At 74.7% G+C, this 22437-nt stretch carries 20 protein-coding genes; 9 read left to right on the top strand and 11 right to left on the bottom strand.

Annotation, left to right across the window (positions count from 1 at the left end):
- Window positions 1-7 precede the first annotated feature (7 nt).
- From ACFWAR_RS10175 to ACFWAR_RS10160, 4 genes are read right to left on the bottom strand one after another with little or no spacing between them, the layout of a single operon-like run.
- Window positions 8-487, bottom strand: a complete 480-nt coding sequence (locus ACFWAR_RS10175) for an FHA domain-containing protein (protein ID WP_385775094.1) — start codon at window positions 485-487, stop codon at window positions 8-10.
- Window positions 484-2493 carry an AAA family ATPase gene (locus ACFWAR_RS10170; protein WP_385775092.1) on the bottom strand — a complete coding sequence of 670 codons (2010 nt, stop codon included), beginning with the start codon at window positions 2491-2493 and terminating at the stop codon, window positions 484-486. Before ACFWAR_RS10170 ends, ACFWAR_RS10175 begins: the two co-directional genes overlap by 4 nt.
- Entirely contained in the window at window positions 2493-4190 is a 1698-nt protein-coding gene (locus ACFWAR_RS10165; RefSeq protein ID WP_385775090.1) for a hypothetical protein, read from the bottom strand. Before ACFWAR_RS10165 ends, ACFWAR_RS10170 begins: the two co-directional genes overlap by 1 nt.
- Window positions 4187-6514 carry a protein kinase gene (locus tag ACFWAR_RS10160; RefSeq protein ID WP_385775088.1) on the bottom strand — a complete coding sequence of 776 codons (2328 nt, stop codon included), beginning with the start codon at window positions 6512-6514 and terminating at the stop codon, window positions 4187-4189. The genes ACFWAR_RS10165 and ACFWAR_RS10160 overlap by 4 nt, the downstream gene beginning before the upstream one ends.
- Before the next feature lie 272 nt (window positions 6515-6786).
- Here ACFWAR_RS10160 and ACFWAR_RS10155 point away from each other — a divergent pair, with 272 nt between their 5' ends.
- Complete coding sequence (locus ACFWAR_RS10155) at window positions 6787-7971, top strand: macro domain-containing protein (RefSeq protein WP_385775086.1); 1185 nt, start codon at window positions 6787-6789, stop codon at window positions 7969-7971.
- Here ACFWAR_RS10155 and ACFWAR_RS10150 read toward each other — a convergent pair.
- Window positions 7946-8641 (bottom strand): 4Fe-4S single cluster domain-containing protein, encoded by a 696-nt coding sequence (locus ACFWAR_RS10150; RefSeq protein WP_385775084.1) that lies wholly within the window; start codon window positions 8639-8641, stop codon window positions 7946-7948. The genes ACFWAR_RS10155 and ACFWAR_RS10150 overlap by 26 nt on opposite strands.
- A 225-nt stretch (window positions 8642-8866) precedes the next feature.
- On the opposite strand from ACFWAR_RS10150, the gene ACFWAR_RS10145 reads away from it, so the two are divergent.
- The 5 genes from ACFWAR_RS10145 (at window position 8867) to ACFWAR_RS10125 (ending at window position 13966) form a co-directional block, all read left to right on the top strand.
- On the top strand, window positions 8867-9736 hold the full coding sequence (locus tag ACFWAR_RS10145) for a hypothetical protein (protein ID WP_385775082.1): 870 nt from the start codon (window positions 8867-8869) through the stop codon (window positions 9734-9736).
- Window positions 9733-10494: a hypothetical protein gene (locus ACFWAR_RS10140; RefSeq protein WP_385775080.1), complete on the top strand. Its 762-nt coding sequence runs from the start codon at window positions 9733-9735 to the stop codon at window positions 10492-10494. Before ACFWAR_RS10145 ends, ACFWAR_RS10140 begins: the two co-directional genes overlap by 4 nt.
- On the top strand, window positions 10469-12175 hold the full coding sequence (locus tag ACFWAR_RS10135; RefSeq protein ID WP_385775078.1) for a hypothetical protein: 1707 nt from the start codon (window positions 10469-10471) through the stop codon (window positions 12173-12175). Before ACFWAR_RS10140 ends, ACFWAR_RS10135 begins: the two co-directional genes overlap by 26 nt.
- Before the next feature lie 182 nt (window positions 12176-12357).
- Entirely contained in the window at window positions 12358-13428 is a 1071-nt protein-coding gene (locus ACFWAR_RS10130; protein WP_385775076.1) for a tetratricopeptide repeat protein, read from the top strand.
- Window positions 13429-13558: 130 nt separating this feature from the next.
- Entirely contained in the window at window positions 13559-13966 is a 408-nt protein-coding gene (locus ACFWAR_RS10125) for an FKBP-type peptidyl-prolyl cis-trans isomerase (protein WP_385775074.1), read from the top strand.
- A 28-nt stretch (window positions 13967-13994) separates the two neighbouring features.
- Here ACFWAR_RS10125 and ACFWAR_RS10120 read toward each other — a convergent pair whose 3' ends face one another.
- From ACFWAR_RS10120 to ACFWAR_RS10110, 3 genes are all read right to left on the bottom strand, one after another.
- Window positions 13995-14477 (bottom strand): DedA family protein, encoded by a 483-nt coding sequence (locus ACFWAR_RS10120; protein WP_385775072.1) that lies wholly within the window; start codon window positions 14475-14477, stop codon window positions 13995-13997.
- A gap of 173 nt (window positions 14478-14650) precedes the next feature.
- Window positions 14651-15937 (bottom strand): ClC family H(+)/Cl(-) exchange transporter, encoded by a 1287-nt coding sequence (locus ACFWAR_RS10115; protein WP_385775069.1) that lies wholly within the window; start codon window positions 15935-15937, stop codon window positions 14651-14653.
- A 166-nt stretch (window positions 15938-16103) separates the two neighbouring features.
- Window positions 16104-16889 carry a TetR/AcrR family transcriptional regulator gene (locus tag ACFWAR_RS10110; RefSeq protein ID WP_385775067.1) on the bottom strand — a complete coding sequence of 262 codons (786 nt, stop codon included), beginning with the start codon at window positions 16887-16889 and terminating at the stop codon, window positions 16104-16106.
- 122 nt (window positions 16890-17011) lie between these two features.
- On the opposite strand from ACFWAR_RS10110, the gene ACFWAR_RS10105 reads away from it, so the two are divergent.
- Window positions 17012-17413: a VOC family protein gene (locus ACFWAR_RS10105; RefSeq protein WP_385775065.1), complete on the top strand. Its 402-nt coding sequence runs from the start codon at window positions 17012-17014 to the stop codon at window positions 17411-17413.
- Window positions 17414-17418: 5 nt separating this feature from the next.
- Here ACFWAR_RS10105 and ACFWAR_RS10100 read toward each other — a convergent pair whose 3' ends face one another.
- Window positions 17419-18147, bottom strand: coding sequence for a GNAT family N-acetyltransferase (locus tag ACFWAR_RS10100; RefSeq protein ID WP_385775063.1), 729 nt, complete (start codon window positions 18145-18147; stop codon window positions 17419-17421).
- An 82-nt stretch (window positions 18148-18229) separates the two neighbouring features.
- Complete coding sequence (locus tag ACFWAR_RS10095; protein WP_385775061.1) at window positions 18230-18691, bottom strand: GNAT family N-acetyltransferase; 462 nt, start codon at window positions 18689-18691, stop codon at window positions 18230-18232.
- A 73-nt stretch (window positions 18692-18764) separates the two neighbouring features.
- Here ACFWAR_RS10095 and ACFWAR_RS10090 point away from each other — a divergent pair, with 73 nt between their 5' ends.
- Together ACFWAR_RS10090 and ACFWAR_RS10085 are read left to right on the top strand one after the other, a co-directional pair.
- Window positions 18765-19826 (top strand): helix-turn-helix transcriptional regulator, encoded by a 1062-nt coding sequence (locus ACFWAR_RS10090; RefSeq protein ID WP_385775059.1) that lies wholly within the window; start codon window positions 18765-18767, stop codon window positions 19824-19826.
- Between the two features lie 126 nt (window positions 19827-19952).
- A complete protein-coding gene (locus ACFWAR_RS10085; RefSeq protein ID WP_385775057.1) occupies window positions 19953-20810 on the top strand; it encodes a hypothetical protein in 858 nt (285 codons plus the stop codon).
- An 18-nt stretch (window positions 20811-20828) separates the two neighbouring features.
- Here ACFWAR_RS10085 and ACFWAR_RS10080 read toward each other — a convergent pair whose 3' ends face one another.
- On the bottom strand, window positions 20829-22400 hold the full coding sequence (locus ACFWAR_RS10080; RefSeq protein WP_385775055.1) for an FAD-dependent oxidoreductase: 1572 nt from the start codon (window positions 22398-22400) through the stop codon (window positions 20829-20831).
- Window positions 22401-22437 lie beyond the last annotated feature (37 nt).

Here is a 22437-nt window from a genome sequence, read left to right as displayed (position 1 = left end):
GTGAGGATCAGGCCCGGCGGCCCAGTTGGACCGTGCAGCTGACCCGGGGACCCAGGCGCAGCCGGTCCCCGTCGGTCAGCGGGTAGGGCCGACCGGCCATCAGGTCGTTCCCGTTCAGCCGGGTGCCGTTGACCGCGCCCGGCAGTTCCTCGGTGACGGTCGCGGACCCGTCCGGCGCGACGGCCACCTCCGCGTGGCGTCCCGAGACGGTGCGGTGGTGGGCGAGCGCGGCGGCGGTGTCCGGCGCCCAGTTCGGGTCACGGCCCAGCCCGGCCGCCGTACCGGGCACGACGGTCACGGTCAGCGGGACCTCCAGGAAGCGCAGTACGGCGGGCAGGGCGGCCGAGGGGGCGTGCGGCCGCGGTTCCACCACGACCGGACCCGCGACGGGAGGGGTCCGCACCGGGATGATCGGCGACACCTCTTCCCAGTCGTCCCCGTCGTCGTCCCACGCGTCCTCCCCGTCAGCGGAGCCGGGTCGGCTCATCCTTCTCCCGCCAGGGTCTCGATGTCGATCTCCACCTGTCCGTCCTCGCTCTCGCGGACCCCGCGCACCCGCACCGTCGCCCCCGCGCCCGCCCCGGGCCGGTCGAACAACGCGCAGGCCAGCGGGTTGAGCAGGTGCGTCTCCAGCACCATCCCCACGCCCCGGCCGCCGTTCCACAGGTCCCGGGTGCAGTACGTGGCCAGCTGGGCCCGGGCCTCGGGCGCGAGCTCCAGGCGCAGGCCGTGTTCGGCGGCCAACTGGCGCCGGATGTTGCCGATCTGGAGGTCGAGGATCCGACCGGCCGTCTCCTCGGTGATGAAGCCGAACACCACGACGTTGCCGCCGATGCGGTTCATCAGCTCGGGTCGGCCCACGACCGCCTCGAAGTGGTGCTTGACGTTCTTCTTCACCTGCCGCGCCAGTTCCCGGTAGGGGGTGCCGGGTTCGACGATCCACTTCCGCTCCTCGGTCACCGGATCCGTCCGCTGGACCCCGAGGTTCGAGGTGAAGATCAGGACGCACTCGCTGAAGTACGTCGTGACTCCTTGGCCGTCGGTGAGGCGCCCGTCCTCCAGCACCTGGAGGAACTTGTCCAGGACGCCCTTGTCCGCCTTGTCGATCTCGTCGAAGAGGATCACCCGGAACGGGTTCGCGCGCACCGCCGTGGTCAGTTCGCCGCCCGCCTCGAAGCCGACGTATCCGGGCGGCGCTCCGACGAGCCGGTCGGCGGAGTGCGCCGCGGAGAACTCGCTCATGTCGAAGCGCAGGTAGGCCTGGTCGCTGTCGAAGAGCACCGCGGCGACCGCTTTGGCCAGCTCGGTCTTGCCCGTGCCGGTCGGTCCGGCGAAGAACAGGGTGCCGCGGGGGCGGTGTCCGGGGGTGCTCGCCTGGGCTCCGGACAGGCCGAGCGCAGCCCGCTTGAGGATGGCGAGCGTCATCGAGACGGCCGCTTCCTGGCCCAGGACCCGGGCGGGGATCTGCCGCTCCCCCGCGCTGATCCGTTGCCGGATCTCCTCGCGCCGCCACGGGTTCTTCTCCACGCCGAGCCGGTAGACGCGCACCGCGTCGGGCATCGCCGTGAACGGCATGCGGCGGGCCAGCGCCAGGCGGGAGCTCTCCCGCATCGCCCGCAGGCTCAGACCGGCGGCGGCCCGTGCGAAGGCGTCGGCGGCCGAGGCATCCCGCTGCCCGCTCTCCCCGGGGCCCTCCCCCGTACCGAGGCCCTCTACCGCGGCCTCGGCGTGCTCCCGCTCCAACAGCACCGCCATGCGGCGCCGTTCGTCGGCGTCGGGCTCGGGGACGGCGATGGTGCGGATCCGTTCGCTGCCGGAGACCAGCCAGTTCGGCAGGTCCCGTTCGCCGTCGGCGAGCCAGATGATCGGGTTGAACAGCTCGGGCCCGGTGGGGGCGGCGGTGCGCAGCGCGGTGAGCGGGTTCGGGGGGACGAGCGGGGCCGAGTCGGCCAGTTTGAGGCAGGCGACGAAGAAGTCCCGCTCCGCCTCGGTGAGTCGGCCCGGGTCGGCCGTCAGCCGTGCGGCGTGGTCGATGATCAGGGCGACCCGCAGCGGAGCCGGGTCGGTCCCGCCGTTCGACGCCGCTTTGCGCCGGTCGGCCCAGCCCGTCACGAGCTCCTGCAGGAGCGGTACGGCTTCCTGGAGTTGCGGCGGCCGGTGCGGGCGGCCGATCCGGGCCAGGGTGTCCGGTCCGCTCTCCGTCAGGAGGTGCTCGACCAGTTCCTGCTCCGTCGCCTTGAGCACCCAGAAACCCGAGATCTGGTCGTAGGCGACGAGCGCCTGGTAGCCCTGCCCGCGCAGGGAGTTCCACAGCATCTCGAACAGGGTGACGTGGCGGTCGCCCCTGGGCCTGCGCACCAGGTACTGGTCCCGGATGTTGCCGTGCAGGACGTACTGCGCGTGCACGCTGAGCGTGCCGGTCAGCTCCTCGACGAACAGCGGACCGCTCTGCTGCGGCGCGGCCGTCTTGACCATGCGGTCGGGGGTGGCCATCAGCCCGTCCTCCTGCGGTCGTCGCTCACGGATCGTGCCTTGGGCCCCGCGGGGCGGTGGGTCGCGGTCCCGGGTGCGGTCGTGCGCTCGCGCTCGTGCTCGCGGTCCTCGGGGTCCGCCATCTCCAGGACGACCGCGCCGTCGCCGCCCCGCACCCCGGGGACGGCCGATCCGCTCTCCGTGAAGGACACCGGCAGGTCGAGGCCCCACCGGCGCCCCGCCTCCCGCAGTTCCTCCAGGTGACCGCGCGCCTCGTGGCAACGCCGGGCGTCCAGGGCCAGGTCCGCGGGGCCGCGCGGGCCGGGGTGCTCCTCGTACATGGTGACCAGTTCGGTCCTGCCCTCGCGCACGGTGACCCGCAGCCAGTGGCCGGGCCACCAGCCGGCCGGGGTCAGGTCGAAGCACGCCGGTGCCTCGGCGCCGCCGCTCGCTCCGGCGTCGGCGGCCGCCGGGTCGGCGAACCGGGCGACGGCCCGGCGGAGCAGTTCCCGGGTGTAGCGGTCCTCCAGGTCCGTGAGCCGTCGCGTCACCTGCCGGTCCACCGCGCGCTGCTCGTCCGGGGTCAACGGCCGTCCCTGTTCGAGGGCCTTGCGCAGCAGGGCGATCTCCTCGGCGGCCGGGGTCAGCTCCGGTTCGCCCGGCGGTGCCTCGGTGAGGAGGAAGTCGAGTTGGACGGCTGCCTTCTCCTGCGCGGCGATCCGGTCGCGCACCGCGCGGTTGGCGTCCGTCACGAAGCGGCGCGCCTCCCGCAGGTGGCTGCGGGCCTTGGCGGGCCGCTCCGCGGCGCATTCGACGGCGTGCCGTACGGCGGCCACGGCCAGCTCGGCGTCCTTGGCATCGGCGCCCGGCTCCAGCAGGGCCAGCAGTTCGGCCCCCGATTCCTCGGCCTGCGTCCGGCCCAGCCCTTCGGCCCCGGGCGGCTGGGGCAAGGCGGCGGGCCCGGCTGCCGTCGGGTCCGCCTCGTGGGCTCGTACGGCGGCCTCGCGGCGGGCCAGCATGCGGCGGCGCCAGTCCTCGTCGTCCGGCGCGTTCGCGGCGTGCGTCGCCTGTTCCATGGTCCAGGACGCGTGGGCCGCCTCCGCATCGCACAACGCCTTTTCCATCACGGCGAGTTCCGCGCGCAGCTCGCCGAGTCGGGCGCCGTTGCAGTGGAGCGGCGGCGGCAGGTCCGGGAGCGGTGGCCGGGGTGTGTCGGGCAGGGCGGCGCCGGCCGTCCGGCGTATGCGGGCCAGCAGCGCGGCGCGGCGCCCGTTGGCCCGTACCGTCGCGAACACGGCCGCCTCCCACTGGGCGGTGGCGGCGGCGGCGATCCGCTGACCCCGCTCCAGGCACCGCTGCTCGTCGGCGGCCCGCACGGCTGCCGCGGCCAGTACGTGGGTGGTGACCATCGCGGCGCGTCCCACGAACAGGGCGCCGCTGAGCGCGCCCAGGGCGACGAGGGCCGGTTCCACGAGTTCCTGGAGGGCGTGGCCCGCGGCGTCGAGGGCGTGCGAGGCGGCCGCTTGGGCCCCGTCGACGGCGTGCGAGGCGCCGTGCTGGAGGAACGTGTCGTGGGGCAGGGAGCCGGCCGCGTGGTGCAGGACGTCGCTCGTTCCCGGCACGTCCGTGGCCGTGGGGAAGCCCGCCGAGGCGGGCGTCGGGTAGGCGATCGTCGGCAGGATCGCGGAGATCGAGGGGTAGGCCATGCCGTAGCTCATCGGTTCCTCCGGGTGGATGCGACGGGCGGAACGGGCGCGGCGGCCGGGTCGGCCCGCAGGCGCGCCCGGGCGTCGCGGGCGTCGCGGACGTGCCGGCGCCACTGCCACCAGCGCCGCACCGTCCACACCGTCAGGGCGGCGACGGTTGCGGCGGGCCAGGCCCAGGGGACCCGGGCGACGGCCCACAGGCCCAGTGCCCCGAGCGCGATCAGGACCGCCGCGCCCACCGCCTGGCTGCGTCGGCCGCGGGACCGGACGGCGCGGGCGGGGCGCTCGCCGGTGCGGATCAGCAGGCCCGCCAGGGACCGCGCCGGGTGGTAGGTGTGCGGGCCGATGTAGACGGCGATCCACAGCTCCAGCGCGAAGACGGCCGCGGCGGCGGGCAGCGCGAGCATCCAGGCGAGGACCACTTCCCGCTGGTCGGCCCGGCCGAGCAGGTCGGCCAGCCCGATGACGAAGGTCCACGGCGCGGTGACCGTGGTCGCCCCCAGCAGGGCCCAGCCCAGGGTCGGCGGCCGGTCGAGCCGCCGCAGGAACTCGGTGCGGGCGCCCAGCTCCTGGGCGAGGAGCCGGTCCAGTTCGCGGCGGCGCAGCTGTTCCTGCCGGTCATCGGCCTCCTGCCGGGCGAGCCCGGACAGCAGGAGGGCCGCCAGCAGCCGCAGCGGGTTCTCGTGGTCGGCGCGCAGCGCGCGGTACCACGGGGGCGGGGCGCCCCCGCCCCGCCGGTCCCAGACCGTGGCGCGCAGCAGCCGCCCGCTCATGCGCTCCGGTTCGCGGGCCAGGCGCAGCAGCCGGGCGTCCAGGTCCCCGGCGCGGTACAGCAGCCTCCCCGCGGCCCTCCGGTCGCTCGGGCCCCCGCGGAGGAACAGGTCCGCGGTCGCCTCCCGCCAGTTCTCCCGGTAGTACTGCCAGCGCCGCTGTACGTCGTCGAGCCCTTCGCCGCCGGGGCGGGCGCTCAGCAGGGGCAGCAGCGGGTGACGGACCAGGGCCGCCACCAGCTCCCGGCTGTGGTCGTCGCCCTTTGCCGCGTCCTTCTCCAGTTGCGCGATGCCGCCGGTGTCCAGCGGGACCCCGTGCCAGGAGGCGAGCCGCAGCGGACCCATCCAGTTGAGCAGGCGCAGGACGGTCGGCGGGTCCGGGGATTGGGCGAGCAGACCGCGCAGTGCGTTCAGCTCCTCGGTGTCCTGCGGGGACCGGCCGGGCCCGGCGGCGAACTGGCCGAGCCAGGCCACCAGCCGGTCGCGCCCGCGCCGGGTGCGCAGCAGCGCCTCGGCGGCGGGCCACTGGACGTCGAAGTGGCGGGCCAGTTCCTCGGTACTGGCGATCTCGCGGCCCTGGAAGGCGAAGGGTTCGACGGCGGGGCGCGGCGGCAGGTCCTCGGGCGCGGCGCCGGTGGTGCGCGGGGCCACCGGCGGGGAGTCGCCGTCGAGCCAGCGGGCCACCTGGTCGGCGCCCCAGCGGTGTTCGGGGGCGCGGGTGAGCAGGCCGTGGCAGAGCATCAGCAGCCGCGGGTCGCTCACCAGCGGGACTTCGGGGTCGTGGGTGGCGATCTCCGCGAGCGTCTCCTCGACACCGCGGAAGTCGATGGGGTGACGTCCTCCGGCGAGTTCGGCCACGATCATCCCCATGGACCACCAGTCGGCGGCGGGCGTGACGCTCTGGCGGTGCGTGATCGCCTCGGGGGCCAGGTAGTGGGCCTTGCCCTGCCAGGCCCGGCGGCGCGGGGAGTCCTCGTCCGTGCCGGTGTGCACGGCCGCGCCGAAGTCGATGAGGACCAGGTCGAGGCGGTCCTCGTTCTGGGTGCGCACCACGATGTTGTCCGGGGTGACGTCGCGATGGACGACGTCGTGCTCGTGGGCGGCGCACAGCGCCTCGTGCAGCTGGGCGACCACCGTGCGGACCAGGGGCGCGGGCAGGGCGCCGGGATGGTGTTCGTGGTACTGCACCAGTGTCGTCTCGCCGTAGGAGGGGAGCAGCTCGTACGGGTGGCCGTCGGCGCTCCCGTGCTCCAGGACGCGTACGACGTGGCGGCCGAGGTCTCCGCTCAGCACCCGGCGCACCTCGGGGTCGGGCGCGAACGCCCGGTGGTACCACTTCAGGACCAGCGACACCGCGGGATCCCGGTGGCGGGCCTCCCGGTCCTTGACCCGGGCGACGACCGCCTGGGACGGGCGCTGGACATCGCTGAGGACCTCGGTGAGGTCGAGTCGTTCGCTCAGCGAGGCGGGTACGCGGTCGAGTCCGCGGCGTGTTTCCTCGGGTCCGGAGGCGAAATCCTCGTGGAATCCCTCGGGGTCCACTTCCGTGGGCGGCAGCGTCGTCATGACGTCCGACTCCCCTCCAGAGAGCGAGTGCATAAATGCACGATATTTTCTGGAGCATTTGCGACATCCGACCCGAAGGGCCTCGATGCGAAGGCTCCCGATTCACCCAGTCCGGATTTATCGATTCCGGATTCACGGGCCTCCGGATCGAAGGGATTCCCTCGACCCGCCCCTCTCGTCCGACCGGCGCCGGACAATGAGAACCGATCGTTCCGGGCCATTCCCGGTACGGGCCGCTCCCCCGTCCGGCAACCGCGATTATCGTGTCGGCCATGAGCCCGCAGACCCCCGCGTCCGCGCCCGACCAGCGGTCCCCCACCGCCCCGGCAGACGCCGAACCGCCCTCCCACACCGACCTGGCGGAGGAACTGCGCGCCCTGCGCCGACCCGGCCTCGCCGCGCTCAGACGCATCCGGCCGCAGGCGCTGGGGCGGACCGCCGCCGCGGCCGGGTTCGCGGACGGGGCCGCGGACGAGGCCGCGGGCATCGAGGCCCTGCTCCAGGCCGCCGTACGACGGCTCTCCGCCGCACCCGGCCCGGCGTCCGAGGACGCCGACGCCCGGCGCGCCGATCCCCTGGGGCGGGCCGCCGCCCACACCTTCGGGCTGCTCCCCGGCCGACGCGGCGCCCCGGCCCAGGACCGCCGCAAGGCCGCGGCCGCCGTGTACGGCGTCACGCCGGAGCGGTTCCGCCGGGGCCAGGAGCAGGAGGTCATAGCCGAACTCGCGGGCGCCGCACTCGCGTTGGCCCGGGAGGCCGCGGCCGGACCGCCGCGCACCGAGGGCCCCGGCGCGCTGCCCGATCCGCCCGCCCGCGCGGCCGGGCCGGTCCTGCCCGCGGCCGCGCCGCGGCGCATCACCGTGCACGTGTCCTCCGTGGAACTGCTGCGGGACATCGACATCCTGGTGTCCTCCGAGAACACGCACATGGAGATGTCCAAGACCTTCCGCCCCACCGTCTCGGGCGCGCTGCGCCGGGCCGCCGCGGTGCGCAACGCGGGCGGGGAGATCACCGACGACGTGCTCACCAGGGAACTCGGCGACTGGATGCGCGCCCACGGCCGCACCGGCCTGCCGGTGCGGCCCGGGATCGTCGTCCCCACCTCCTCGGGCGCCCTCGCGGAGCGCGGGGTCCGCCGCATCTACCACGCGGCCGTCGTCCGGCCCCTGGGCAACGACGTCCGCTACCAGGTGGATCCGCAGACGCTGGCCGACGCCGTCGCGGCCGTCTTCGCGCGGGCCAACGCCGAACGCGACGCCTACGACCCGCCCCTGGCCTCGATCTGCTTCCCCCTGCTCGGCGCCGGCCAGGGCGGCCTTCCCCCCGTAAAGGCCGCCCGGTGGCTGCGCTGGGCCGTTCAGGAGGAGCTGAGCCGACACCCCGGCTGGACGGTGCACTTCGTCGCCCGCAGGCCCGAGGTCGCCCGGCTCCTCACGGACGCCAGCTCCGCCCCCTGAGTCGCAGCCCATTTTCCTCCAACCACCTTTCGTAGAAGAGCAGTTCCCCCCGGGCCGGCACGCCCAGGAGATGGGCGGCCGGGGTGTCACCGGGCTCCCGCCCCGGCTCCACCACGACCTGGACGGCCCGGCCCGTCGACCGCCGCCCCAGGTGGGGCGCGTACCGCTCCCGGCCCAGCGCGGTGCGCGGGAGCAGCCGCTGGTTCGCCGAACCGCGCCAGACGAGCCCGGTCGGCTCGGCGATCCGGAACCTCCCCGCGACCACCGCGTCCGCGTGCCGCAGCGCCCGTAGCCTGGGCGGGTCCCACTCCTCCTGTTCGTAGCCCGTGTAGACGAGGAAGTCGGGACGCGCCCCCTCCCGCTCCCCCGGGACACCCGCCGCCTCGCCGCGCAGCCGGTCCGCCCCGGCCAGGAACTCCGCCAGGGCCGGGGCCTGTTCCAGCGGCTCCCCACCGCTGACGGTCAGGCCCTGCGCGCCGCGCTCCAGCGCGTCGCGCCACAGGTCGAGCAGCTCGCGCACCGACGATCCGGTGCCGCCCCCCGGTGCCCAGGTGTGCCGCGACATGCACCCCGCGCAGGCCAGCGGGCAGCCCTGCAACCAGACCCCGAGACGTCGGCCGGGGCCGAGCGTCTCCAGCGGGAAATGCGTCCCGCTGATTTCGATGCGCACCGCACCCTCCCCCGGTGGACGGGAATCGAGTATCAACGGAATTACCCGCCCACCGCAAACCCTCGCCGCGAATAATCCGGTCGTTTTCCGGGTGACAACCAGTCGACTTCGGGTGGCGCACACCGGCGGCCCGGAACCCATCGAATTACGGCACTCTTTCTGCTTTCCTTCGGATACCCTCCTGCATCCGGAGCGAGGGCAGCGGAGAAGGGGGAATCCGTCACCATGATCGCCACGGACCAGATCCGAGGACCCGCGCGCCGGGCCCGGCTCGGGCGGGCAACCGCCTACCGGGCCCGGCGCCACGGCCGGCTCGACGCACCCGGCCTGCGCCCCCTCCTGCCGACGCTGCCTCCACCGGAACCCGGCGCGCTGCTGGAACTCCCGGACATCGTGACCCCGTTCGTGATGGAGGCCCAGGCGGGGGCCCTGCGCGCGGTCGGCCAGTTACGGTCGCGCCTGCTGCGCGACAAGCGGCGGTTGATCATCGCGATCCACGCGGAGTCGGTGCGCGTGGTGACCCAGTACGACGTGCGGGCCGAGCCGTCACCGGCCGCGCTCGCCCGCTACGGCGAGACGGTCGGGGGGTGGCGGGCCGACGCCGAGCTGTGCCGGGCCCGGGCCGCCGCCCTCACCCACGAGGCCAACCAGCGGCTGGCCTGCTACTGGGACGCGGTGTGGCTGACCGTCCAGACCGCGCGGGCCGAGGAGCGCCGACTGGCCGCGCAGGCACGGCGCGCACGAGAGCGGACCCGGACGCCGGGGGCGCCCCCGCCCGGGCCGACCGCGGGCCCGGCACCGGCAGGGGCACCAGCAGCAGCGGGGGAAGCGGGCGAAGCGGCCCGGCCGCACTTCACCCCCCGGCCCGCGCACTGGCTGCCGGGCCGCGTCACGCTCGACGCCACCTGGCAGGACGTGGACGCGTGGCTGCTCACCGGGGGCACCCCGGCACCGGCCCCGGCGGCGCACGCACGCACCCACGCCGTCGCCCGTGCGCTGGAGATCCTCGACACGCAGCCCAGGAGGGACGGGGCGCCCGCCCCGACCGGACACCGGCCGCGCCCGGCCGCCGACCAGCAGGAGGGAACCCGATGACGGCCCACCACGCGCGGCCGCGGTCGCGCCCGCTGCGCGCCGCCCTGCCGCTGGCCGCCCTCACGCTGGGCGCCCTGCTCGGCGCGGTCGGCTGCTCCGGCGAGAAGCCCGCCAAGGTCAGCACGCCGTGCGCGGTCGTCCTGGACGGCTCGGGCTCCGGCTCGCCGAAGGACGGCTTCGACGCGAAGGCCAAACTCGACGCGACGATCGTGCCGTTCATGAAGAAGCAGGGCTGCGCCACGATGGCCTTCGCGCCGATCACCCGCTCGTCGAAGGCCTCCCGCTGCCGGGTCAACGACGTCGACCTCGACCCCGCGGCCGAGAGCACCGACGACGTGGCGGCCGTCAGGCAGGAGGCCATGGCCCGGGCCGTGGTCGGCGCCCGCACGATGCTCAAGTGCGCGCAGGAGACCGAGAGCGGATCCGACGTCCTCGGCGGCATCGCGCGCGCCGCCGAGGCGATCCCTCCGGGCGGCGCTCGCGCGGCCCTGCTCGTGGTCAGCGACTTCGAACAGGCGGACCCGGAGTTCTACCTGGACTCCAAGACCATCACCACCCCCGAGGCCCGTACGGGCGCCGTCGAGAAGCTGGTCGGCCCCCGCGGGGTGCCGGAGCTCTCCCGCATGGACATCTACCCCGTCGGCTACGGCATGAGCCACGAGGCCAAGCCCAGCGAGTACGAACCGTTCGACGCCTTCTGGACGGAGATCCTGGAGAGGAGGGCCAAGGCCCGTGTCCACGACGACTACCGGCGCTGATCCCGGCCCCACACCCCGACGGGCCCGATTCGCCCGCCCCTTCCGGCGGCGGCCCGACGCGGCGGCGGGCGCCGCCCGGGGCGCCGCGGCGCCCACCCGGTCGCAGCGACGGCCCTACGTCGTCGAGGACCCGGACCAGCGCCGGTTGCTGAGCGAGGCCCGGCGCCGCGGCGCCAAGGTGGCCAAGGCGGGCGTGCTGGACCCGTGGGTCCTGGCCAGCGGGGACCGGGTGCCCTACTTCGCCCAGTTGGCCGCCGTGCGCGACCTCGTGCGCAGTCGGCTGCGCGCGGCCGCGGCGGAGGAGGCGGCCCGGGCGCGCTCCGAGGAGGCGAACGCCGTCTCGGCCGCCGCCGGTTACGAGCAGGAGGTGCGCAGGATCGAGGGGCAGCTGGCCGAGAGCGAGCGCTGGCTGAACAGGAACCGGTCCCAACTGGACCGGCTCGCCGCCCGGTCCGTGCGCTGGGAGCACTTCCGGGACGGTGTCCGGGAACAGTTGGAGGAACGCTGGCTGCGCGCCCGCTTCGGCGACCTCGATGCCGACCTCGACCTCGATCCGGACCGGGCCGAGGGTGCGGACGGCCGCGCGCGCGGGGACGCGGACGCGCCGGGCGCCGGGGCGCGCGGCGCCGGGTCCCGCAAGCCGGGGACGGTCCCCGGGGACGGGGCGGTCGGGGCGGACGACGGCCGGGAAGGACCGGACGCGCCGTCCCCCGGTCCCGAGGACGAGGACTGGCAGTCCGTGGATCCGAGTCCGACGGCCGGCCGGGCGGCCGCCGCCGACTCCGGCCGCGACCCGGCCGATCCGCGGCCGACGTACCGACTGGTGGACCAGGAACTGCGGGGCGAGAAGGCCCTCTTGTGGGAGGGGCTGTCCGGGCGGCCCGGTCTGCGGCGCTGGATGGTGTGGGCGCTGCTGCTGGTCATCGCGGCCGTGGAGGTGCCGATCTACTGGATCGCCTTCCAGCCCTTCCACGGGGCGGGCAGCACGGAGTCGGACGCCCTGTCGGGCACCCTGGCCGTCTCGGCGGCCATCGTCATGGTGGTCATCCCCCACCTCGCCGGGCGCGCCCTGCGCAGCCGTTCCGGCACCGCCTCGGCGCGGGGCGTCGGGGTGCCCGCGGTCGCCCTGCTCGCGGTGTGGGGATTCTCCACCTGGGCCCTCGGCCACCTGCGGTCCAAGCTGGTCTTCCGGCACCGCGTTCCGCAGCCGCTCTCCCCGGACCTCGAAGGCGTCGCCGGAATCGGGGACCTGCGGCCGACTCCGACGCTCGTGGACAGCCTGCACCTCGAACCGACCACCGTGACTTGGATGTTCGTCGCCCTGCTGCTGCTCTCGGGAGGCATCGGCCTGCTGCTCGGGCTGTTGCGGGAACACCCGTACCTCGACTCCTACCGCTCCCACGTGGAGCTGCGCGACCGCCTGCTGCACGCGAGGGAGGCCGCCACCGCGGCCGCGGGGCGGGCGCGGGCGCTGGAGTCGACGGCCGACGCACGCGCCGAGCTGCGCGGCCACGCCCTCAACGCCCGGCTGCGGTCCACGACCGAGCTCTACGAGGCCGCGGCGCACGCGTTCCTCCAGGAGGTGATGGAGAAGGCGGCCGATCCCGCGGTCACCGAGTCCGCCATGCGCCTCTCGTCGCGCACCTGGCCCCTGCTGCCCGCCCCGCCCGCCGGGCCCTGAGCCGACGGGCCCGGAGCACGCCGCGAGCCGTATCGGTTCCCTCCGATACGGCTCGCGGCGTCGCGGCGGAGCGCCACCCGCCCCGCGGCTCGCAGGGCCGCGCAGCGTAGTCTCCGGGCACCAGGATCCGGAGCGTTCCCGGTCCCGCACCGCTCCCTCACCCGCGACCGGAGGAAGACCTGATGAGTCGGGCCCTGCGACAGGCCGACGCCCTCTTCGACCTGGGGCGCCACGAGCAGGCCGCCGCACTCGCCGCCCGGCACCTCGCCGGCTCCCCCGACGACCCCACCGCGCTCACGCTGCTCGCCCGCTGCCGGCACCGGCTCGGCGACGACCAGGAGGCGCTCGCCGCCGTCGAGCACGCCCTGCGCGTCGCACCCGACTCGGTGAGCGCCTGGCTGCTGCGCACCCACGTCCTGCTCGCCCTCCAGCACCACGCGCGGGCCGAGGAATCCGCCCGGCGGGCCGTCGAACTCGCCCCGCAGCTCTGGGCGAGCCACTACACCCTCGGCAGCGTCCTGGACCGCGGCGCCCGCAGGAAGCACCGGCGGGCCGCACACGCGTCGGCCCGTACGGCCGTCGCGCTCGCCCCCGAGGAGAGCGACGCGCACGTCCTCCTCGGCCTGACCGCCCACCACACCCGCGACTTCCGCGTCGCCCGGCAGGCCTACGAGACGGCGCTGCGCCTCGATCCGGACAACAGCACGGCCCACAACAACCTCGCGCTGCTCCTGCTGCACCGCCGCTGGCTCCGTCCCGGCTCGTGGACCCGGGCCGCCCGGGGGTTCGTCCGGTCCGCCGCCCTCGACCGGGACGACCGCCACGGCCGCTTCAACCTGGAGCGGATGGCCTGGGGAACGCTCATGGGCTCCCGCTGGGTGGCCTTCGCCGGATCGATCGCGGTGGCACTGGGCTCGGCCCACCTGCGTGCGGGCGCCACCGGCGCCGACGCCCTCGCCACCTTCCTGACGTGCGCGGCCTTGCTCGTCGGCGGCTGGGGAGGCTGGCTGTGGTGGCAGGCCCGCCGGGTCCCGCCCGACCTGCGCCGCACCCTGCTGCTGGTGGCGCGCGGTTGTCGGCCGGTCGTCGGGATGACGGTCCCCCTCGTGCTGCTCGTCGTCCACGCGGCCGTGGCGCTGGCGCTGTGGCGCAGCGCGCTCTTCAGCGCGTTCGCGATTCCGCTGTCCTTCTTCGTGGTCGTCACGTCCGTGGCGGGCAGCACCGCCCTCCGCCAGCGCGCGCCCAAGGGGTAGGCGGGGGCACCGCCCGCGCCGACTCGCTCCGGGATCGGCCCGCTCGGTAGCGTGGCCCTTCGCCGCACGGGGTTCCCGTGCGTCCGGCCGGTCCGCGCGGGGACCGCCGACGGAGAGCGAGGAGGCTGCGATGAGTGAACCGACGAAGCCCGAGGTCGACGTTCCGCAGGGGGCCGCCCCCACGGAACTGACCGTCCGGGACCTGGTCGTCGGCGACGGCGCCGAGGTGAAGCCGGGGATGGTGGTCAGGGTCCACTACGTCGGGGTGACCTTCGAGTCCGGCAAGGAGTTCGACGCCTCCTGGGACCGGGGCGAGCCGTACAAGTTCGCCCTGGGCGGCGGCAAGGTCATCAAGGGCTGGGACCGGGGGGTGAAGGGCATGCGGGTCGGCGGTCGGCGCGAGATCATCGTTCCCCCGCGCCTCGGCTACGGCAAGCAGTCGCCCTCGCCGTTGATCCCGCCGGGCTCGACCCTGGTCTTCGTGGTGGACCTGATCGACTCGTATTCCGCCGCGGGCGGGTGGAGCGCCTCCCGCTGACCCGGGCCGCTCCCGCAGTGGAGCGGACTCAGGCTTCGTCGGGCACGGTGTCGCCGGCGGTCGCGGCGGCCTTCCGGCGGCGGTAGACCAGCGCCGCGCACACCGCGAGGAGGAGGACGGCCACGGCGGACACCCCGAGGGCCGTCCGCTCGGCGAAGAGCCTTCCCAGTGCCGCGAGTACGCCGATCCCCGCGGTCGCGTAGATCAGCGACCAGGCCGCTCCGCCCACGAAGAGGGCGGGGAGATAGCGGGACAGCGGCATGCGCATGGTGCCCGCGATGAAGTTGGCGGCGGTCTGGAATCCGACGGTCAGGAAGGAGACGGCCACCACCGGCGCGCCCCACCGCTGGATCGCCCGCTCGGCGCGCTGGAACTTCGCCGAGGAGGTCCGCCCGGCGAACCTGCTCCGGCGGGCACCGGCCGCGGCGAGCCGCCCGACGGCGAAGGTCCCGCCGGCGCGGAGCAGCACGATGACGTAGAGGGCTCCGGCGGTGAGCGCGATCTTATCCACGACGCCTCTTCGCGGGCTCCGCACCGGCCCGGTCACCGTCTCGCACCTGCACCTGCACCTTGTCCCTGCCCGTTCCGTCCCATCGGGCTGCCACCGGCGCACCGGAACCCGAACCTACATGCCCGCGCATCAGGCAAGGCAACCCTAACCGAAGGGGTGCGGCGCGTACCCCGTCAGGGGCGTTCCAGCATCCGACGGCGCAGGCTGTCGTAGATGGGCTCGCTCTCCCAGCGGTCCGCGCTCACGTGCGCGGCGAAGCACGCGGTGAGGAGCGGGAGGGCGAGCGAGCCGGCGTTCGTCATCTCCGCGACCAGGACGACGCCCGTGAGCGGGGCCCGTACGACCCCCGTGAACAGGGCGGCCATCCCCACCACCGCGAACGCCACCGGGCTCACCGCGTCGGCGGGCAGCAGCGGGGAGACGAGGGCCTCGGCCAGCGTCCCCCACAGTGCGCCCAGGGCCAGCAGCGGGGCGAAGAGCCCGCCGGGCGTCGCCGCCGCGTAGCTCAGGGGGCCCGCCACGAACCGGACGGCCAGGTAGGCCAGCAGCGCCGCCACCGTCATGCCGCCGCCCGCCAGCAGGCGCTCGCTCAGCGGATCGCCACCGCCCGCCAGCAGGGGGTCGACGGCCATCAGCGCTCCGACGACGGCCCCGATGGCAGCGGCCCGTGCCGTGAGCGGCACCCGGGTCAGGCGGTCGCACGCGGCCAGCGTCCCGACGACCAGCGCGCTGTAGGCGGCTCCCAGCGCCCCCGCCGTCACGCCGAAGACCAGGAACACCCCGAGCATCCACACCGGCGGGGCCACGAGGTCCGGCACCGGGAACGCGGCGCCGTCGCCCACGATGAACCGCGAGCAGGCCACCGCGCTGACGGTGCCGACGAGCGTCAGCAGCACCAGGCGCGGCCTGATCGAGCGGGTCACCTCCTCGCAGACGAACAGCAACCCGCCCAGCGGGGCCGTGAACGCCGCCGCCAGACCGGCTCCGCCGAGCGCGGTGTACAGCAGGCGGGCGTCCTCGGGGTCCAGTCGGGCCCGGCGGCCGGCCACGGACCCGATCGCCGCGCCCATGTGGACGACCGGCCCCTCGCGCCCCAGGACCAGGCCCGAGCCGATCGCGACCAGACCGCCGAAGAACTTGGCCGGCAGCAGCCACAGCGGGTGGGCCTCGGACTCGCGGCGCCACACCGCCTCCACGTGCTGGATCCCGCTGCCCGCCGCGTGCGGAACGCGCTGGGCGATCGCGCACGCCAGCGCCGCCCCCAGCGCGGTGAGCGCCACCGGTACGAGGACGCCCGCGGGGCCCGGACCGGCGGCTTCCAGGATCGAGGCGCGCAGGTCCTCTGCGTGCGCGAGGCACCAGCGGAAGCCGCCGCCGACCAGGCCGACCAGGGAACCGGCCGCCGCCGCCACCGCGAAGGCCCGGCCGGTGTGACGGCGGGTGGGACGGGCAAGGGACATGGAGCCTCCACCGAGCCGCACGAGGACGTCCGCCGAGCCTGCGTGCCGCGCCCGGCCGTGGCGGGGCGCCTCGCCGTGGCGGGGCCCGCGCCGACCCGACCGGGCGAGCGGACGGGCCTCCTCGACCGGTCGCTCAGCCCTCGCTCAGCCCTCGCTCAGTGGGCGCTCAGCCGAGCGGCCGGTCGGATCGGACACCGGCGTCGACGAGCGCGGCGAGACCGTCGAGGACGCGTGCGAGGCCGAATGCGTAGGCGTGCTCGGGGCTGTAGGCGCCGCCCTGCGCGGCGCCCGCGGCGGAGCCGACGCGCGAGGCGAGCGGGTAGGCGCGCTCGTCGAGGACGCGCGCGAGCAGGGGGGCGTGGGCGGCCCACCACTGCTCGTCGTCCATCGCGCTGTCCCGCCGCGCCGCGCGGGCGTCCGCGGCCGTGCGGGCCCAGCCCTGCACGAAGCCGAGCAGGTAGGTCAGCGCCGCGTCCATGGTGACGTCGGCCAGCCCCAGGCCGTCCAGTGCCGACAGCTCGTGCTCGTACTTGGCCATCTGGCCGGGGCCCAGCGGGGGGCGGGCCGTGGAGGCGGTGGCCGCCCACGGGTGGGACTCGAACAGCTGCCGGTTCGCCCCGGCGACGGCCGACAGCCGTTCCCGCCACGGTCGGCCCGAGGTGTCCGTGCGGGGCATGCGGGCGTATGCCGCGTCGAGCATGAGGTCGAGCAGCTCCTCCTTGCCCGGCACGTAGGTGTACAGCGTCATCGCGGCCACGCCGAGCGCCTTCGCCACGCTGCGCATGGTCACCGCCGCGAGTCCCTCGGCGTCGGCGAGGGCGGTCGCCGCGGACACGACGGCGTCGACGGTCAGCCTCTGGCGGGGGCCGCGCCGGGAGACCGTCGCCTCGTCGCGCCAGAGCAGTTGCAGCGTGCGGGCCGGGTCGCCGGCGCCGGTGCGTTCAGTGGTCACGCGCAAAAGTACCTCGCGCTCGGACTTCGTACGTCGTACAGTGTACGGAGTACGAAGAAAAGGGGTGCCGGTCCGGCCGCACCCCTCCCCCTGCCGCGCCACTTCCGCCCCAAGGAGCATCGATGAAGATCACCTCTTCGGCCGTCTCGCTGAACGTCGACGACGTCGCGGCGTCCAGCGCCTTCCTGGCCGCGCACTTCGGATTCCACGAGGAGATGGCGGCCGACGGCTTCGCGTCCCTGACCCGCGAGGACGTCGGCATGAACGTCATCTTCCTGCGCCGCGGCCTGCCGTCACTGCCCGCGGACCAGCGCGACGACCGCGCCCGGGGCATGATCCTGGCCTTCGTCGTCGACGACCTCGAAGGCGAGTTGGCCCGCCTGCGCGCCGAGGGCGTCACCATCACCATGCCGCTGACCGAGGAGGAGTGGGGGGAGCGCGCCTTCCAGGTCCGGGACCCCAACGGCGTCATCGTCCAGCTCGTCGACTGGAACGCGGGCGCCCCGAACGGTTCGGCGGGCTGAGCGCACTACGCGGGGGCGGCGACCGCGGCGGCGCGGACCTCGGCCAGGGACCGGCGCTGGACGCCACCGGCGTCGAAGTTGTCGGGTGACAGCCACGACTCCAGGACCCGCTTGTTGGCGGGCCACTCGCCGTCGATGACGGAGAACCAGGCGGTGTCGCGGTTGCGCCCCTTGTAGACGACGGCCTGGCGGAAGACGCCCTCGAAGGTGAACCCCAGGCGCTGCGCCGTCGTGCGCGACGGCGCGTTGAGGCTGTCGCACTTCCACTCGTAGCGTCGGTAGCCGAGCTCGTCGAAGACGTACCGCATGGCCAGGAACTGGGCCTCGGTCGAGAGCGGGCTGCGCTTCATCAGCGGCGAGAACATCACGCTGCCGACTTCGACGACGCCCATCTCCGGGTCCTGTCGCATCAGCGCGAGCGTGCCGACCGCCGTGCCCCGGTCGAGGTCGATCACCGCGTAGTGCCTGGGGTCGCTCGAGGCCGCCGCCTCCTCGGTGTGGCGCCGGAAGCCCTGCGCGTCCTGGAACGACCCGGTGAACATGTACGTCCAGTCCCGGTCGTCCGGAGCGCTGGAGTAGGCCGCGAAGAGGTCGGCCGCGTGCCGGTCCGCGTCGAGCGGCTCCAGCCGGCAGTACGCGCCGTCGAGGGTCACCGCGGCGGGCAGCGGGCGCCGGGATCCGTCGGACACCGGCTCGCCGATGGGCTGGTCGAACTCATTGTTGCGGAAGGTCACGTCTTCTCCTGGCCTGGGCGTTTCCCGCCAGCGTACGGAACCCGCGCACCCGCGGGCCGCCTCCGCGACCGGCCCGGAGGGCTCAGTCCAGTTCCAGCGCGCCCACCGTCTGGCCCCCGCTCTTCTCGCCGGTCGGCCGGAAGCCGAGCCCGAGGTAGAAGCCCCCGGGACCGTCCGCCCCGGCGTGCCAGGTGGTCGTCAGTCGCGTACCGCCGCGGCGCCGGATCTCGGCCGCCACGGACTCCACCGCGAAGCGCCCGTAGCCGCGGCCCTGCTTCCCGTCCGCGATGTTCAGGCGCCAGAGCCCGGAGCGGAAGTCGACCCCCTCGCCGGTCCAGTCGATGTCGAAGAAGGCCATGAGGAAGCCGACGATCTCGTCGCCGTCGTGGACGAGCCGGGGCCAGGCGACGCCGGGGTGCACGTACGCCTCGGCGATCGACTTCACCACGGGGGACACCAGGTGCTCCTGGTCGGGACGGACCTTCAGCTCGACGGCGGCGTCGAAGTTGTCGGGGGTGAGTTCTCGCAGGTGCAGTGGGCTCATGGCCGCACCCTAGCCAACCGTCCCGGGGTGCTCGGCGGGTGCGGGGGGTCGACCGCTGGGATAGTGGGAGCCAGTGGCCCTGACGTTCTTCGACACCGGACGCGTGGCGCGCGATCTCTATGCCGCCGCGAGCCAGAAGGCTGGGCCCGAGGGGGTGGGGGCCGGGATCTCGCAGGTGCTCCGCCCGATCATCGCGCACGACGCGCTCAGCGTGGTGGCCACCGATCCCGCGACGGGACTGGGCCTCGGCTGCTTCAGTTTCTGGCACCAGTACGAGCCCGCGCTGGTCACCGCACTGGTCATGCACCGCTACCTGGACGGCGATCCGTACCGACCGGCCGCGCTGGCCGGGCTGCGGACCCCGGCCGCCGTCGTGGGTCCGGCCGGTGACGCTCCGCACGACCCGTGGATCGGCCGGGTCCTCGCCGAGCACGGGGCCGGCTCCGAGCTCCGGCTGCTCATCGAGGACGTCCACGGCGTGTGGGGCTCCCTCGCGCTGCTGCGCTGCGCGGGCGCCTGCCCCTTCGACCAGGACGACGTCCAGCGGGCGGTGCGGCTGCGGCCCGCGCTGGTGGCGGCCCTGCGGCGGTACGCCACCGCGGGCCCGCTCTGCCCCACCGCCGCCCCGCTCGCCGCCGGAGTGGTCACGGTCGGCAGCGACCACCGGATCAAGGCGATCAGCCCGCAGGCGAAGGAGTGGCTGGGCCGGCTCCGGAGCGGGGACACCATCCCGGACTGGGTCACCGAACCGTTCCTCGTCGCCCTCTCCCTCGCCGCACGGGCCCGCGCCCGGGACCCCGACGCGTGGACACCGCTGGTCTGCACGCCACCGGCCGTCTGCGGCCGATGGCTGACGTTCCTCGGCGAACCGCTCGACGAGGAGGGAGCCGGTGACGTCGCCCTCGTCGTGCAGGGGACCGTCGCCGACCTCGTCCTCCCGTCGTTCTGCGCCTGGTACGGCATCACGCCCCGCGAACGCGACACCCTGGGCGCGCTGCGCACCGGGGAAGCCGTCAAACAGATCGCGCGGCACCTGGGGCTCTCCCCGTACACCGTCAACGACCACCTCAAGGCCCTCTTCCGCAAGACGGGCGCGGGTGGCCGCGACGAACTCATCGCCGCGTTGACCCGCTGATCCCCGGCCCGTCCATCCCTGATGTCAGGGGGTCGCGGCGGCGGCGCCCCGGCCCACCATGGAAGCCGTGGAAGGAGGATCCCCGCTCCGGGGCTCCTCCCCCTCCCCTCCTTCCCAGGAGTCATCATGACGAAAATCAACTTCAACGAGCCCTCGCGGGGCGAAACCGCGAGCGGTGACACCACCTTCTCCGTGAGCAACCGCGGATCCGGTCAGGCACTGGCGGGCGAGAGCTTCCAGGGCGAGGGCATCCGCGGGGTGAGCCACTCCGAACACGGGGCGGTCGTCGGCATCAACGACAAGACCAACGGCCGTGGAGACGCCGCGTGGTTCGAGAGCAGCGCGGGCGAGGGCTGCCACGGAGTGAGCCACTCGCTGGGCTCGGCCGGGGTCGTCGGCATCAACGACAACCCCGACCCGGGCAGCGGCGCGGGCGTGTACGGCGAGAGCAAGACCTTCGAAGGCGTACGCGGCGTGTCGCACAGCTACGACCACGGTGCCGTGGTCGGCGTGAACCTCTCGCGCGGGATGGCCGGTTACTTCGACGGCAACGTCCACGTGACCGGCCGCATCACCCATCCCGGAGCCGACTACGCCGAAGCCCTCACCGTCGCCGCCCCGGCGGCGGTCGGTCCGGGCATGGTCATGGTCCTCGACGACGGAGGTCGGATCACGCCCTGCTCCCGGGCGTACGACGACCGCGTCGCCGGGATCGTCTCCGGAGCCGGCGGAGTCCAGCCGGCGATGGTGCTCGACGACCACGAGGGCGCGGCGCCCATCGCCCTGATGGGCAAGCTGTGGGTACGGGCCGACGCGTCGCAGGCACCCATCCGCTGCGGGGACCTGCTCACCACCTCGGCGACCACCGGTCACGCGTGCCGGGTCACCGACCGGGAGCGGGCCTTCGGCGCCGTCGTGGGCAAGGCGCTGACCGATCTGCCGTCCGGGCGCGGCATGGTCCGCGTCCTGGTGAGCGCGAGCTGACCGGCCCCGACCCGCTGGTCACGCGGTACCGGTCCGGGCTCCCCCGCCCGGGCCGGTACCGCGTGCGCCGACCGGACCCGGGGCACCGAACCAACGGGCCGCGGCCCGCTCGAAGTCCGCCGGATCGGGGTGGCGGTCACCGGACCAGGCGACCACGCCGTCGGGCCGCACCAGCACGGCACCCGACCCGAGGTCGTCGCGCGCCGCCCCGGACGCGTACCGGATCCGGTCCGCCCAGGCCGTCGCCGAAGCGTGCAGGGGTCCGTCCGCGCCGAAGTCGAGCACGACGCCCCGACCGTCCTCCATGAGGTCGCCGAGCCGGGTGCCGTCCGCCAGGGCGAAGTCCGGGGCGCTGCGGCCGACCAACGGATCCTCGCCGCCGAGGTCGTAGCGGATCCAGGCTCCCGACAGCCTCTCGAACACGTGGGTCGCTCCGTCCCGGGTGGCGATGAGGTCGCGGACCACCGCCTGGATCGCCTGGGCGAAGGGGTCCGGCCGCATGGTCGCCACTTGGGCGCGCGACCAGTCGAGGACCGCCGCACCGATGGGATGGCGCTCCTCGGCGTAGGTGTCGAGCAGCCCGTCGGGCGCGTGCCCCCGCACGGTCGCGCCGAGTTTCCACCCCAGGTTCACGGCGTCGCCGATGCCGGTGTTCAACCCCTGGCCGCCGAGGGGGGAATGGATGTGGGCGGCGTCGCCCGCGAGGAGCACGCGGCCCCGGCGGTAGGCCGTCGCCTGCATCGCCCGGTCGGTGAAGGACGAGGCGATGTGGACCTCGTCGACGCTCACGTCGGTACCGGACACGCGGCGCAGGACCTCCTGGAGGTGCTCGCGGGTCGGCGGCCGGGAGCGGTCGAAGGCGCCGCCGTCGAAGTCCATCATGGCGAAGTACCCGGCGCCGGGCAGGCGGATGTACATGCCGGTCGGCGTCAGGTTGAATCCCGGCCTGATCCGCTCCGGATCCGCGAGATCGGCCAACATGGTGTATCCGGTGAACTGGGGCTCGGTGCCGACGAATTCGAAGCCCGCGAGCCTGCGCACCGTACTGCGTCCGCCGTCGCAGCCGACGAGCCAGCGCGCCTCGTGGTCGTCCTCACCGGCGCGGGCGACCACGCCGTCGCCGTTCTGGGAGACGCCCGAGACCGTGACGCCGCGCCGGATCTCCACACCGAGCTTGGCCGCCCGCGCGGACAGCACCGTCTCGACCGCTTCGAGGTCCGTCGCCAAGGATTCGTGTGCCGGGCTGGGGAGCCGGAACGGCAGGGCCCCGGCATCGATCAGGGAACCGTCGAGCATCACACCGGCGAAGTGGCCGCCGAACCGGGGGCGGGGCGGCTCGCCCGCTGCGGGGGCCCTGCCGAACATCTCCTCGGTGCCCGAGGCCGACCGTAACGCCTCCAGCATTCCGCGCCGGTAGAACGCCTCGACCGACGAGGCGGACAGCCCGCGCCTGCCGAGGGGGGCCGTCCTGAACGGCGAGCCGGTCTCCGCCTCCCGTTCGAGCACCATCACGGAACAGCCCGCGAGAGCGAGCTCGCAGGCGAGGGCCAGACCGACCGGACCGGCTCCCACTATCACCACGTCATACACGAGAGATCTCCTCCTGGAGCGCCGGGCCGGACGGGTG

Origin of the sequence: Streptomyces sp. NPDC059917, assembly GCF_042730635.1 — a bacterium.
In the GTDB taxonomy this organism is placed as follows: domain Bacteria; phylum Actinomycetota; class Actinomycetes; order Streptomycetales; family Streptomycetaceae; genus Streptomyces.
Note: the sequence above shows the minus strand (reverse complement) of the source record. Positions and strands in the feature narration are given on the sequence as shown.